Genomic DNA, 15030 nt, shown 5'->3' with positions numbered 1-15030 from the left:
AACCAGTGTCGCAGGGTTTTTTATAATTCCGAATTGACTGGCACTAACAAGACGGACAGTTATTCTGACCAAAATGGAAATTTTCTGCCATTCCGAGGGTCTTACTTAATAAGGGACCCATTTAACTGATATTGGCAGGAGGCCAGATATGTTAGAAGTATTGATGGGAAGTGTTCCAAAAAGCACAGGTTGCCCAGACAAGCCTCACTCTTGCCTGAGCCCTGCGCAGAACCCTCTGGCGGATGCAGGAACCTATATTCCCCGTCAGGAGGCCGGAAGCAATGCTATACCTTTCTCCAGACCTCTCTCTGAACACCAGGTCACTCAATCTAACCCCACCGCATTCATCGGAAAAACGTCCATTTCTGCGCCTGATATTGATGACGAGAATGAAGTCTTTGAGGATGCCGACGACAACCCGGACTGGATGAAAGATTACGATACCAGAATGGCGGAAACTGCAAATCCCCCTCCCATCCCCCAAAAGGATCACTGGCAATTCTCGGCTCACGACCGGGAAACCCTGATTCGTGAGTATCCCGACTTGCTGGACAGGTTCAGACAAGAAGGTATGGCTGCTGAAATCATCTCTATGTTGCATCCCTATGGCATTCTCGAACGGATTCTGGATGAGTGCCCGCAAAGCGGTTTTGCCCTGTTACAACAGAGATTGCTGGCACTGGCTGAGGACATAGAAAAAAACTGGTGGGGCATCACTTCCAGCAGACCGGAAGCCAGAAAGCAGCTGGAGGCTTTATTCGACCTGTTAGCAGCTCATGATTACCATGCTCTGCTTGAAAAGTTACTTGAATTTGAAACACAGCATGGCAAGACACCTTTTTACCTTGGGCTTCAAGAGTGCTTCGTGCAAAAGGTAAAGACCGACCCCTTCAAACCAGAGAATGCCGGCGCCAACCCAGCTGCCGGAACCTTGAAAAAAATGAACGCTCAAAAAGCCCTGAAGGGACTCTATTTTCCACCACCCGGTGACTGGAACAACCGCTCACAGTTAACCGGAACAATGATTTGGAAAATACCACAAGTTGTTCACGAACTGCTGCTGGATCGTTGCAGCGCTGATATTAATGAAGCACGAAACAAGATGCGCTCCGGACAGTGGCAAAGTCGTCAGCAACTGCAGTTATTATCAAACCGTCTCAAGTGCCTTGCCGAGATGCCCTGCACGCCCGAAAAACTGACGGACTTCATTGAAAACCCCGATCATAAAGAGGTTCAGGACTTTCTGGAAATGGAATGCCGAAAGCTCTACTTCGAACAGCGCTACCAACACTTAATGTCGATAGAGTTATCGGAACTCTCCATCGACGAGCTGAATGAAACAGAGCAGCAGGTTGGCCATATGCTGGCGATGGAAAAGCATGAGGAAATACCTGCTGACATGCTGACACAGTTAGAGCATTTCCATCACGCCATTCAACTGGTTCGTTTTATGAAACTGGAGCTGGAAATTCCAGTTTCAGAACGGATCTTTATGCTCAAGCCCCCTGCCACCCGGCATCTCATGCACAAGCTGAATAACTGCAGGCATAAGGACGATGCAGAAATAAAGCTGTATCACGCCATCCAGCAATACAGTGATCACCTGCAGGCTTATCATAAAAACCCAAGCTACTCATCTATAGTCGCTTATCAGCAGAAACATCATGACCTCAGGCTGGCTCAGGAAGAGCAGTTGATGGCAGAGACCAGAGCCTTGATAGAACACCCTCAAATGCCTCCCGTTATGAGTTCCGGTGATTATCAGGAAAACCTGCAACTACTGAAAGTGATGGATCAGGCACTGCAGGAAACTGCCCCGGTCAGGCCCGTCAATTCGGGCGAAGAAGCGATGATGGCGGTGGGGTATCAGATCATCTGGCCTCATAGAAAATCCTTTGATGACAAACTGGCCGAACTTCAGCACCTTAAAGATCTGAAAGCCGTTGGCTACTCGTTCAGTGAAGAGCTTCTGAAAACCTGCGAGGCCATTCCGGGTTCTACCACTGGTATTATTAACCGAGTGTCCAATATTGTGCAGCCCACCGCGACCACGCTTCAGGACTGGTATAGCGGTAAAGGCAGTGCCTGGAGTGTACTGACCGGAGTACAAGGCAGTTACACAGAGTTGGAAAAGCAGGCCTGTGAGACACTTTCGGGCGTAGTGGCAATCGCCCAGAGTCATCCACGAATGTTCCGTCGTCTGGTCGGAGACTCTGTCCAGACTATTGAGCAGTTAAAAATACTGGTGGGCGCCGGCAATTCAGGACTGGTTTCACAACTTCAGGCAAGAATGTCGGCTGAATCAGCAGCCTCCTGCTTTGCAGGAGATAAAGCCGTTAATGAAACATTCGACCCTACAGACAGCTATGCCAACCACCCTGAACAGGCGGCATTGTTAAAACGGTTCCAATTTCTGCTGCAGGTATCAGACCTGGCCCTGAAAGGCTCTATCGCCCTGAACTTCTTTGCCGACCTTGCCAATCATACGGCAGGTTCCAGACTGGGTAATCTTCTCGGACTGACAGCAGGCGCCCTGCTTGCCGGACCCGCAGGTGGCGTAATGGGCTGGACCGTTGGCGGACTGGCTGGAGCGGTTGCTACCGCAACAACTCATGCAACGGGAGCCGTTGCGATCCGTGAAGGCGTCAATCAACTGGATGGTCGTCAGGTTCGAGTCCTGAATCGTTTGATCAACTATGGACCAGCCTTTGCCAACACATCCAGCCCCACGGATCAGCTGGCACAGATTGCCAGAGGCGTTTCTAAAGAGGGCGGTCTGGCCAAAAGCTTCTGTAACATCTACTTCAACCCCTTTCGAGTCCGTTACAACCGACTGACAGAAGCGATCCATGCCTACAACAAAAAGGAAGCCGGAGCCTTTAGTCGGCTCGCCGCTGAAGGTGCCAAATGCCTGGTCGTTCTGGGTGGCTCAGTCACAACCGGAGCTCTGGTAGCTGGTGGCGCTTTCTACGGGAGCCTTCTGAGTGCGGCATTATGGCCCATAGTCGCCTCCAGCTTCGAACTGATTGTCACGACATTGACTGTCGGCAGCGTCATCAGTCGACTATCTAACTCTCTGGATCATGTCGAAGCCCTGGTTTATACGTACAAAGACGGCCTTCACTATTACCAGATGCTGTTGCCGGAAGGCTCCGATGAAAGAGCCCGTATTGAAGCGCATTGCATGGAATCATCAAAACGGATGATGGCTAAAATGACCGCCCAGAGCTCGTTCAAGCAATACCTGCGGGAAACCATCACCGCCGAAGTAGCCAATACTTACTGGCAGCCATGGTGTCAAACCGAAGAGGACAAACATCTGGTTGATAGCGTTAACGCCGGGGTGGAAATGGAAGTCAGCGAATTAGCTGACTCCAGGAAAGAACTGGCAGAAAGCATTCTGAAAAACCAGAAAGCCCTGATGATCCTCCAAAGCTATAAAGACAGGATCGATACCCTGACCAAAGATCACAAAGCCTTTAACACCTTCAGAAGAAAACTCAGGGAATTGGGGCTTCATCCTCCGGAGATCAGCCGTGGCATTGGTTATTACATTCAGGATCAATTACTGGAGATTCCTCTGGCCATCAACCGCCATTGCGGTACCCCCACCCCCGGCACCACCCTGCCAGCCATTGAGAAGACTCTGGAAGACACTTTGAGGCAAACGATAAGGGGTCACTATTTGCTGAAAATGGCTGCTCTTGGCAGACCGGTCAAAAGGGTTTTAGACGAGGATGGTAGTGTTTCGCACCGATCTCTCAGTCGTGATGACCTGCTGACCATCAAAAACCATGTCATGAGTCAGCTGTATGATCGTCTGGAGAAGGACATTTCATCGGCGGCGCTGGAGCGACTGCAGCTGGCGGTTCACACGGCCGCAAAAAGCGTTGAGGACGACTTTGGCAAGGGTCGAAAAGTCAACCTTAAACAGATGAGTACAGCACTGGCCAACCGGCTGGAAGATCAGGGTCGGACCATGCAAGACGTTGAAAGGCTCAGGGTTGCCCGTTTCCGACAGCAACTGAAAGAGAACCCTGATTTTCGGAATATGACCGAAGAAGAGCAGGCTCTGATTATTGATCAGGCTGTTATTGCCCTGCCCGGAGAATCAACCCGGGCCTTCACCTGAGAAATACCCGGGCGTGCTCACTGACATCGTCAGTGATTCTGCGGTGCCTGGTTTCAAGCTCTGCCCGATGCAAGTCTGGATCAAAGGGATCGGTATGTTTGGCCGTTTTATGGGTAAAGTCCTGCAGACTCAGAACATTTTCTCTGGCACCGCTCAGTCCACTGTCAAGCATGAAATGATCACCGACTGCAGTTTCACCAGCTGCCGTCACCGCCAACTGGTGTCCATGGGCTTCACTGATCGCAAAATTTTGCTCGCGCCGTTGATGCCGCGCAAACAAGACTGAAGTAAACTGGTGATTGATTTTGTCCGATGTAGCCCCTATTGACCCGGACTGATCAATTCCATGATAGTGGGCAACCGCCTGCAACCAGGCTTTGTGAACCACCTTTTTGACACTCTCCAGGGCTTTTTTTGTAGCCCGTTGATAAGCCTCTTCTGAATTGCCGGGACCCGATCCTGAAGTCGAACTCTTCAGTAACTGATCCCTGATGTCTCGCTTCAGTTTGTGACAATACTGATTTAAGGGATCTGGCAACTCCATACCAATGTAAACCAGATTCTTGCTCTCTAAACAGCGGGTCTGCATACCCTGATCCAGTGTCCGGCGCTCCAATTCTTCCAGGTCCTTTCGGAAGACGACGTTCCTTATGGTGTCATCAGACTCTTTTAACATCTGCAACTCCTGGTAAAGCTGTTCCTTGAAGTGCTGATGAAAATCTTTGTTGAAGACCACCGTCTTCCTGAAATCCTGAAAGGTATTCAGCTTCTGGTTGGGTAATTCCTCACCCTGTTTACCTTCCCAGCTGCAGGCAGTGTATGACCTGCCATAGTTGCCCATGCCATCCTTCAGGAACTTGTTTCCGAGCCGGCTATTTTTCCCGCTGGCACAAATGATCATATCCACAGGTCGGTGCACAACCGCTTCCTCAAGGGTGTCATGCTTTGCCCCGGCCTGTTGCGCCGCGTCATAAGCAGGGTTATAACGTGCTCTGACCTTGTAGCCCTGCTCTCCCGACTCAACGCCCTCCAGCTCAAAAGCAGTCATCCTTTCCAGACTGGCAGGCCCGTCACCCTCATGGGTTTGATTATTCCTTTGCCTCAACTCGTTCAGTCGATCCTGCAAGACTTCTTCCAGATGCTGAATCGCTATCTCGCCAAGACCATCGGAACGAACAATGCCCTTGCTTTCCTCACCTTCACCAAAGAGCTCATAGTAGTGCTCACCCAGATAAAACTTCAGCATATCCATCCATTTGAGATCCAGCCTGACCACCTGACCCTTGTCGTATTCAGTACTTCTGTTATCAAAGACGGAAACATCGGCACCGGCTTCAAATTGTGACAAGGCCAGAGCCAACCCGGTGGGACCCGCGCCTTCAATCGCTACCCGGGGGTGAGTTCTGGCATCATCATGCTGCTTAATCAACCAGTCGAGCTGCGCCAGATCAATCTCCTGCCCCCTCAAAGTGCCGATTTCCTGAATCTTTAACAGCTTGGTGAGAGTGTCCTGCTGACCTGGCCATTGTTCAGGCTGCGAGAGTATACTCAGTTCCCATCGTCTGCCCGCTGTCAACTGGATATCCAACAGTGCTCGTCGTGATTCTGCTATCAGCTGCCCCTCTTCTTTGGTCAGGTTTTCACCGGCTTTCAGGCGTTCTCTGATGTTATCTACATCTAACCTGGTGACTTCAGCACTCAGTTGATTCAATGCTTTTCTCACCTTGGCTTTATCCGCAGATAACTGTCGCTTCAGATAAGAAAATTCGCTGCGACGATTGACTTCAATTTTCAGTTTCGGATAACGCTTCAGGTCTTGAATAAGACGGTAGTCTTTTTCCAGTACTAAATTTCGTGGGTCGCTGTGAATGGAAGACTCTGCGCTTGCAGCACTCAAAAATATTTGTTTTACCACTGTGCGGAGGGGCAACTCATGGTCTGGAATTATAAAACTATTTGATTCCTCACCCCAGATAGACAATAAATCGTCATACTCATCCTGTGACAGCCGTTCGGGCAACGAATGAAGCGTTTCCCGAATCACCTCTTCGACCAGACACCGAAAATCCCCTGATTGAGCGCTACCAGCAAAATGCCGCTCCAACCTGCCAAGATCCTGCTGCAGCTTGCTGTCATTCGATATTCGACCTGGTTTGAGGAGTGAAGCCTTATAGATGCCTTTAACGGCCTCACGAGCATCGTGTAGAGATACCGCTGGAATCTTGTCGATCAGTGCTGGCAGGGATTTTATTCCCTCTTCCGCCTCACTGAGCATCGTGTTTATGTTCTCAGACCTCAAAACAGCGTGGAGAATTCTACCCCGTATGCTTTCTCTTTCCGAACGGCTGAAACCCGGAATAACCCCACCAGACACATCATCTACCAGACGTTTTCTGTCCTGTTTACTAAGCTCCCCGCCTTCAATAGCCTTCATCACCTGGTCATGCAACAAAACCTTTGCTTCACGCTCACGGGCCCTTTGCGCTTTTGCGCTGCGAGTAGGAGAAAAAAAGGCAATCAGCCTTTTGAAGAGGTTTCCACGGGGTTTGACACTGATGACCTTTCTCCCCCTGAAACTAGCGGAAGTGTCCTGCCCTGGTGCCCCCGACTCGCTAATCACTTCAAGCCGGGCTGTTTTTCGTTGTCTGCAAAACGTCTCAAGCTTCCCAACATTGTCCATTAAATCAGCGTACTGAGAACTCGCTAGCGTTCGTCCACCTGCACCTCCAACGCTCATAGTTACAGGCCTCCCTGCCTGAGTGATTAAACAAATACAACGATGAACAAATAATTCCGTTATTGATCAATGCAACCGTCAAAATCAGGTCTTCAGTTGCGACCCAGGAACGCTTTGCCTCGCTGAATCACAAAGTCAGCGGTTCTCCGCTGCCTTTGCTCAAGCTCTTCCCGGTGCAGCAACCTATCAGAAGGATTGACATCATTGGCCGTTTTTTGGGTAAATTCCTGCAATTGCAAAACATGTTCTCTGGCTCCGGTCAGCCCACTGTAACTCATAAAATGAGGGCTGACTGCGGCATCACCGGCTACTGTTACTGTTAATTCATGTCCGTCTGCCTGCCTGGTTACAACACTTTTCTCAACCCTGTGTTGCTGCACCGAAAAGGCCGAAGCAAACTTGTGATTGATTTTGTCCGATGTAGCGCCCAGTGATCTGGAGTCGTCGATTCCGTAATAATGGGCAACCGCCTGGAACCAGGCTTTTTGAACTGCCTTGACAGCCTCTCTGGCTTTTTTCTCAGCCTGTTTATTAGCCTCTTCCGGATTAATAATACCCGATCCCGGAGTCACACTGACCGACAGATTCCGCTTAATTTTCCCCTCCAGTTTTTTACAATACTGACCAAAGGACTTTGGCAACTCCATGCCAATGTAAACCAGATTCTTGTTCTCAAAACAGCGAGTCTGCATAACCCGATTCATAGTCTTGAACTCAAGCTCCAGCAGATCCTTAGGGTCGACGACACCCTTTATTGAGTCAGCAGGTTCTGATAAAAGAAGCAGCTCTTTGGAAAGGCTCTCCCTGAAGTGCTCATGAAATTCCTTGTCAAAAACCACCATCTCCCTGAAATCCTGAAACCTGTCCAGCTTCTGGCTGGGTAACTCTGCACCTTTTTTACCTTCCCAGCTACAGACACCGTAAGGCTCGGCACGGACAAGCACTTTGTCCTCCATGAACTTGCCTCGCAGCTGGGTGTTTTTACCTCCAGCACAGATCAGTATATCTACAGGCCGATACTTGACCGCTTCCTCCGGAGTGTGATCTTTTGCCCTGCCCTGTTGCGCCACATCATATTCGGGATTATAACGAGCCCTGACTTTGAAACCCTCCTCCCCCGACTCTACCTCTTCAAGCTCATAGGCAGCCATTCTTTCCAGACTGAGAGGCTGGTCAGTCTCACTGGTCTTATCATAATTCCTGCCCATCAGCTCAGTCAGTCGGTCGTGTAATGCTTCCTCCAAGCGATGAATGGTTATCTCGCCAAAGCCATCGGGACGAATGATGCCCTTGCTTTCTTCACCTGCACCAAAAAGCTCGTAATAATGCTCACCCAGATAAAACTTCAGCATATCCAACCATTTGGGGTCCAGCCTGACCACCTGAACTCTGTCGTATTCAGTACTTCTCTTCTCAAAGATGGCAACATTGGCACCGGCTTCGAACTGTGACAAGGCCAACGTCAGCCCTGCGGGGCCGGCTCCTTCAATAGCTACCCGAGGATGAGTTCTGGCCTCATCATGCTGCCTGATCAGCCAGTCGAGCTGCGCCAGATCAACCTCTTCTCCCCTCAGAGTACCGATTTCCTGAATCTTCAATAGTTTTTCGTGTTCCTCCTCCTGAGCTATCCAGATGTCAGGCTGCAGGAGCATTGCCATGTCCCACCGCCTGCCCGCCGTCAACTGAATATCCAGCAGTACACGTCTTGATTCCGCTATCAGCTCTCTTTCTTCTCTGGTCAACGCCTCACCAGCTTTCAAGCGTTCTCTGATGGCTTCTACATCTAACCGGGTTACTTCATCACTCAAACGCTCCAGCTCCGCTGTCACCTGAGCTTTATCTTGAGCTAACTGCATGATCAACTGCTGAATCCTGTCAAGACCGAATCGCGATTCGAGTTCAGGATCACGGCGCATTGCGTCAATAAAGCGAGCAGTTTTCTCCTGCACCAACTCTCGTGGGTGGCCGTGAATAGAAGGTTCTTTGCGGGTGACATTAGTGAACGTTTTATCGATAACTCTAGCCAGGGCCCTGTCACGGTTTGTATCAGGAAAGTGACTCCAGTTAGCCAATAACTGCGAATATTCATCGTCTGACAGGCGTTCAGGCAAAGAGTGTATAACCTCCTCAATGACCTCATTGACCAAATGCCGAAAGCCATCTAACTGGCGGGTAACTTTAAAATGCTCTTCCAGCTTGGCAATATCCTGATGCAGTCTGCTGTTAACCGGTATTCGCTCAGGGGCAAGGAGCAAAGTCGTGTAATAACCTTTAATAGCCTCGCGGGCATCATAGAGAGAGACGGACGAAATGGTGTCAATCAGTTTTGGAAAGGCTTTTACTCCGTCTTCTGCCTCATTGAGCATCATTCCTATGGATTCAGGTCCCTGAAACACGTTGAGGCTTTCGAGGTGGCTGAGAGTTTTTTCTCTCATCCCTTGCCTCTCCTCTTGGCTGAACCCGGGGATAACACCAGTGGCAACAGCATTGATAAGACGGTTTCTATCCTGTGTATCCAGATGTTTGTCACGAAGCGCCATCAAGACCTGGTCGTGCAACACAGCCTCGGCATCTCTTTTTTGTATGGCTCTGATCTCTCTTACTGACTTTCTGAGAGTAAAAAAGTCAAGCAGCCTTTTGAACAGGTTCTTACGGGGTTTAACCTTGACAACCTTTCTCCCTCTGAAAGTCGTCAAAGAGCCCTGCTCTGTTGTCTCAGGACATTCAGTCACTTCAATCCGGCCCACTCCTCCTTTTTTATGAATCGCCTCAAGCTCTGAGACATTTTTCATTAAATCAGCGAACTGAGAACCCGATCCTGGTCCACCCGTGCCTTCTATATTCACTGCTCCTGGCCTCCGTGCCTGAGTGATAGATCATTCACTTAATAGTTTGTACCGGCAGGCTGCTGGCCTGAGCCAGCCCCATCAGCTCCCGATTGGCCACAGTAAACATCACCATTTCGTGCACACTGGCATTACGAATTTCGGATAACATAGCCTGCCAGCGAGCCACCAGCCCCTGGTGCTGCACCATCCATTCATCCAGCTTCAGAGTAAGGTCTTCCTCTTCACTGCCGGTATTGAGTAATGCAACCGTCAAAGCGATCTGCTGCCAGGTCAACTCGTCACGAATACTATTACGGGCTAATGACTGCCAGTGATTGGTCACCTCTATATTGCCCAACTGTACGCTGTACCAGTTCAGCTCCAGCCGCTCACCCACTGCAAAGTAAGTCCGGGCGACCTTTTCTATAGGTTGCCCGGTCTGATCGGCGGCCTGAATAATTGACAGGGCACTCAACAGGTGTCTCAGGCTACAAACGACTTTGGCCAGATTTTTTGGCACCTGATGACTGTTCATCTCAGCCATTTTGCTATCCAGCTCTTCTCTCTCGGACTCACTGAGGTATTCAGTAAACGACTCGATAAAGCTACTGATCAGTGGACCAAAATGTTCAATACACTCTGCTGCTACCAGATCCTGACGTTTGAGCTGGATAAACCAGCGGCTGGCACGACGGGTCAGTTTGATCAGCGACACCATCATTTGCTGCTGCAGACTGCTGGGAATCTGGTTATCCATATTTTCGATGGCCTGCCAGTAATCAGAGATACCGAAAACCTCCCGACTGACCATAAAGGCCCGGGCAATCTCCGCCGCACTGGCACCGGTGGTCTGATGAACCCTGAGCACGTGAGTGATCCCCATCATGTCAATCATATGATTGGCTGTCTGGGTTGCTACAATTTCCCTTCTCAGACGGTGTTGATCAATCTGTTCTGAAAACTTTTCTACCAGAGTATCAGGGAAAGAGGTATGCAACTCACGGGTCATGTAGGGCTCATCAATCACATCCGAACTGATCAGTGCTTCCTTGAGGTCCGCTTTACTGTATGAGATCAACAACGACAATTCCGGACGGGTTAACCCCTGACCCGCTGACAACCGTTCTGCAAGGGCTTCATTATCAGGCAGGAACTCAATAGACCGGTCAAGTTTGCCTTCCCCTTCCAGGTACTCCATGAAGCGTCGGTATTCATCCATGCGATTACGGACTTCTAATTCTGCCAGGGAGAGCGCCTGAGTCTGGCGATAGTTATTGGAAAGAACCAGTCTGGAAACATCGTCGGTCATGCGTTCCAGTAATGCATTGCGCTGTTTCACAGTCATGTCACCACTGGCGACAATATCGTTGAGAAGAATCTTGATATTTACTTCGTGGTCAGAGCAGTCAACCCCACCAGAATTATCAATAAAGTCTGTATTCAGTGCGCCACCCTGCAGGGAATACTCAACCCTTCCCAACTGGCTGAGACCCAGATTACCACCTTCACCTACCACTTTGGCCCTGAGCTCACAGCCGTTGATACGTAGTGGGTCATTGGCCTTGTCACCGACATCGGCATGACTTTCATTAATGGCTTTCACATAGGTGCCAATACCACCATTCCAGATCAAATCGACGGGAGCCCTTAACAGCGAACGTATCAATTCATTAGGCGTCATTCGGCCTGCTTTGATATCAAAGCGCTCCTTCATTTCGTTTGAAATGGTTACGGACTTGGCGTTGCGGGAGAAGATCCCACCGCCCCTGGAAATCAGAGACTTGTCATAATCCTGCCAGCTGGAACGGGGAAGATTAAATAACCTCAGCCGTTCAAGATAACTGCGATTTACATCAGGGTTTGGATCCACAAATATGTGTTGATGGTTGAAGGCAGCGACCATTTCCAACGTTTCAGAAGAGAGCATACCGTTACCAAAAACATCCCCGGACATATCCCCGACGCCAATGACCGAGATGGGATCTTCCTGAACATTCACTCCCCGCTCACGGAAATGACGCTGTACCGAAACCCAGGCCCCTTTGGCGGTAATACCCATTTTCTTATGGTCATAACCGACACTGCCTCCGGAGGCAAAAGCATCGCCCAGCCAGAAGTCGTATTCGTGAGCAATCTCATTGGCAACGTCTGAGAAAGTGGCGGTTCCCTTATCAGCTGCCACCACCAGGTAAGTATCATCATCGTCATAAAATACGACAGACTTCGGATGGATAACATCGGATTCAGAAAGATTATCAGTGATATCCAACAAAGCACGAATAAACGTCTGATAACAGGCCACCCCTTCTTCCATGATGGCTTCGCGATGACCATCTACCGGCAGCTGTTTGGCAACAAAACCTCCTTTGGCACCCACCGGAACAATCAGGGCATTTTTGACCTGCTGAGCCTTGACCAGACCCAGAACCTCAGTCCGGTAATCTTCCACCCGGTCAGACCATCGCAGCCCTCCCCGCGCGACCTTGCCACCCCGGAGATGGATACCTTCTACCCTGGGCGAGTAAACAAAAATTTCGTAAAGTGGCACTGGCTTTGGAATATCAGGAATTTCCCGTGGTGACAATTTATAGGAAATATACGACTTTGTATTACCATCACAATCAAGCTGGTAGAAATTGGTTCTCAGGGTGGCCATGATCACACTCTGAAAACGGCGAACAATCTGGTCTTCAGTGAGCACCGTCACCTGATCCAGAGCCTCAAGAATCGCTTGCTGAATCTGCTGCTGTCGTCCAAGCCGCTGGGAGTTGGACAGAGACAACTCAGGGTTAAAGCGTGTTTCGAACAACGCCACCAGCATGCGAGTAATTTCTATATTGTTGCATAAGGTTTCAGCAATGTAAGTTTGACTGAACCCCATCCGAATCTGTTTGATGTACCGGGAATAGGATCGCAGCATGGCTACCTGACGCCAGCTCATACCACAGGCCAGCACCAGCAGATTAAACCGGTCATTCTCAGCTTCCCCGAACCAGACCTTTTCAAATGCCTCCTTGAAGGTCTTGTCAACTTTCTGGATATCCATCGACTTTTGTGGGTCATAGCACAACAGAAAGTCATGAATCCAGATGAGCTGACCATCGCTCTTGCGAATCAGGTAGGGATACTCAGCCAGCACCCTCAGCCCCAGGTTCTCAATAATCGGGATCTGGTCAGCCAGTGGCAGTGGTTCGATATAGTGATACAGCTTGAAATGAATACGGCCAGGCTCATCGTCCAGAGAGCGGTAGAATCCCATAGACAGTGATGATTTTTCATTGATGCGCTCAAAGTGTTCAACATCAACAACCGCTGACTCTGGCGAAAATGCCTCTTTGTAACCGGCAGAAAATCCTGAGGCATATCTGGCAACCAGCTGATTGCCCTTGGCTTCGCCATTGGATTCCAGAAGCGCTGAACGAAACTCATCAATCCAGGAGCGGGTGGCCAGGGTCAGCTCATCATTGATCGCCTCCAGATCATACTCAATTCGCCCACGCAGCTTGAATATAAAATGCACCCTGGCCAGAACAGACTCGGAAAAATACGTGGTGAACTCCGAGTCAACCGCACAGAGCCGCTGGCAGAGAATCTCTTCCATCTTGAGCCGCAGGCTGGTGCTATAGACATCTCGGGGGACAAACACCAGTGCGGAACAAAAAGTGCCATAAGGATCCTGACGGATATAGATCCGGATCTTCTTGCGCTCCTGAATCCTGAGGATAGACATTGCCGTGGTGAACAGTTGCTCTCTGGGTGTCTGAAACAGTTCATCACGGGGGAAAACTTCCAGAACCTGTTCCAGATCCTTGCCATGGTGACTTTTGGGATCCAGCTCGGAACGCTCAATCACTTCCCGGGCCTTGTGATTGATATAAGGAATCGAGAAAGGGCTCTGACGATAAACCGGAGAGGTATACAGACCCACAATTCTGGTCTCACCCACCACCGAGCCATCCTCTGCAAATTGTCTTACCGTGATGAAATCGGGATAAGCGGGACGATGAACACTGGATCGGACAGCCGCCTTGGAGAAGGAAAGCCAGTCTTTTTGCTCAAAGAAGTCCTTTTCTATAAAAGGCTCCAGTTCGTGCTGACCGATTTCCCCCTTGTGGGTGGTTCTCAAAAGTCCCAGCAATGAATCGGAAGGACGAATAATCTGGCGCTGACCTTCACTTTCTGACACTTTGAGCTCTTCGTAACCGAGAAACGTGAAGTTGTTGTTCAACAGCCAGTTCAGAAACTCCTTAACCTGCTCTGCCTGCCCCCCGACCATAGAGCTTGCCAACTGCTCGACACGACTTGACATGGACCGGTAGTCTTCAACCACCCTGGCTACATCAGCCATCACCGCAGCCACCTGCTCGGCAATAGCCTCCAGTTCTTCTTCATTATCCTGGCGATCAATCTCTACGAAGATAATCGCTTCCCTGTGAACCGTGGCCTCGGTGTTCATATCGAACACCAGGTTAAACTGGCTGTCCCTGCGGTTATGAATGACGGTATTGCGCAGGTTATGTATGGTCAGGCCACGCTCATTCAATTTCATTCTGAGGGAGTCCACCAGGAAAGGCATATCCCGGTGAATCAGTCTGAGTATGGTATGGGTTGAGTGCCAGCCGTGATGGGGATAATCCGGATTCAATACCTCTATTTCCGGACGCTCAGGATCATGGTGCTGGATAAACTTCCAGAACGAAAGGGTTGAGCCCAGAAGGTCCCGACGCCGACATTTGTTCAACTCCCGTCGGATATCCATGAAATAGTACTGATATACAAACTCACGAAGAGGTTCTTTCTGCTGTTCGGGTATCTGGGGGCTTAACTCCTCAATAATTTTGTCCAAATACTCCTTTCGTTCCAAAGTCTCGTGATGACCCATGCTGGCATCTCCGGTTAAGAAAAATGTATTGCCAAGGCCCGTTGACATCCTTGTCAGCCTGAAAACGACTAAGTCAACAGCTTCTGAATAATAGCGGTTCCGTTCGAGAAATCTTTTGGCAGGGATGAGCACAATGAACAGGTTTATAGCCTGAAAGGAAACTTTTCAGGGAAAGACGCTGTCTAAAGTGAATTCACCCGACCTGTTACTAACTTATCGGCCTTTGCACTCTTATAAAAGAGTCTTGAGTCTCTCTGTCCAGAATTCGAAAAGAAGTTGTCAGATAACGGACAGCTTCCCATGGACGACTAGACCTGAGCGGCTACTGAACCTATATTACAAATTCTCTACCTGACTGTAGGTAAAGACCGTGGGCTTTGCCCAACCGGACTTTCAACATGGAGAATGCTGGCTGGACCCAACGATGAAACCAAATGCAACAGGTAGAACA

The 15030-nt window shown here is 49.7% G+C and carries 4 protein-coding genes; 1 reads left to right on the top strand and 3 read right to left on the bottom strand.

The features are described 5' to 3' along the window. Positions 1 to 148: 148 nt before the first annotated feature. Complete coding sequence (locus ACO6V5_RS03185; protein ID WP_422441883.1) at positions 149 to 4132, top strand: hypothetical protein; 3984 nt, start codon at positions 149 to 151, stop codon at positions 4130 to 4132. Here the strand turns inward: ACO6V5_RS03185 and ACO6V5_RS03180 are convergent. From ACO6V5_RS03180 to ACO6V5_RS03170, 3 genes are all read right to left on the bottom strand, one after another. Continuing rightward, positions 4125 to 6869, bottom strand: a complete 2745-nt coding sequence (locus tag ACO6V5_RS03180) for a hypothetical protein (protein WP_422413379.1) — start codon at positions 6867 to 6869, stop codon at positions 4125 to 4127. The genes ACO6V5_RS03185 and ACO6V5_RS03180 overlap by 8 nt on opposite strands. A gap of 92 nt (positions 6870 to 6961) precedes the next feature. Beyond that, on the bottom strand, positions 6962 to 9661 hold the full coding sequence (locus tag ACO6V5_RS03175) for a hypothetical protein (RefSeq protein WP_422413381.1): 2700 nt from the start codon (positions 9659 to 9661) through the stop codon (positions 6962 to 6964). 88 nt (positions 9662 to 9749) lie between these two features. Then, positions 9750 to 14579 (bottom strand): NAD-glutamate dehydrogenase, encoded by a 4830-nt coding sequence (locus tag ACO6V5_RS03170; protein WP_422492055.1) that lies wholly within the window; start codon positions 14577 to 14579, stop codon positions 9750 to 9752. Positions 14580 to 15030 lie beyond the last annotated feature (451 nt).

The sequence above is a fragment of the Endozoicomonas sp. ALD068 genome (genome assembly GCF_049310145.1).
Lineage (GTDB): Bacteria > Pseudomonadota > Gammaproteobacteria > Pseudomonadales > Endozoicomonadaceae > Endozoicomonas_A.
Note: the sequence above shows the minus strand (reverse complement) of the source record. Positions and strands in the feature narration are given on the sequence as shown.

Excerpts from the sequence above, each read along its gene's own strand:
- ACO6V5_RS03180 (WP_422413379.1), bottom strand. The coding sequence starts at position 6,869 with ATGAGCGTTGGAGGTGCAGGTGGACGAACGCTAGCGAGTTCTCAGTAC.
- ACO6V5_RS03170 (WP_422492055.1), bottom strand. The coding sequence starts at position 14,579 with ATGGGTCATCACGAGACTTTGGAACGAAAGGAGTATTTGGACAAAATT.
- ACO6V5_RS03185 (WP_422441883.1), top strand. The coding sequence starts at position 149 with ATGTTAGAAGTATTGATGGGAAGTGTTCCAAAAAGCACAGGTTGCCCA.
- ACO6V5_RS03175 (WP_422413381.1), bottom strand. The coding sequence starts at position 9,661 with ATGAAAAATGTCTCAGAGCTTGAGGCGATTCATAAAAAAGGAGGAGTG.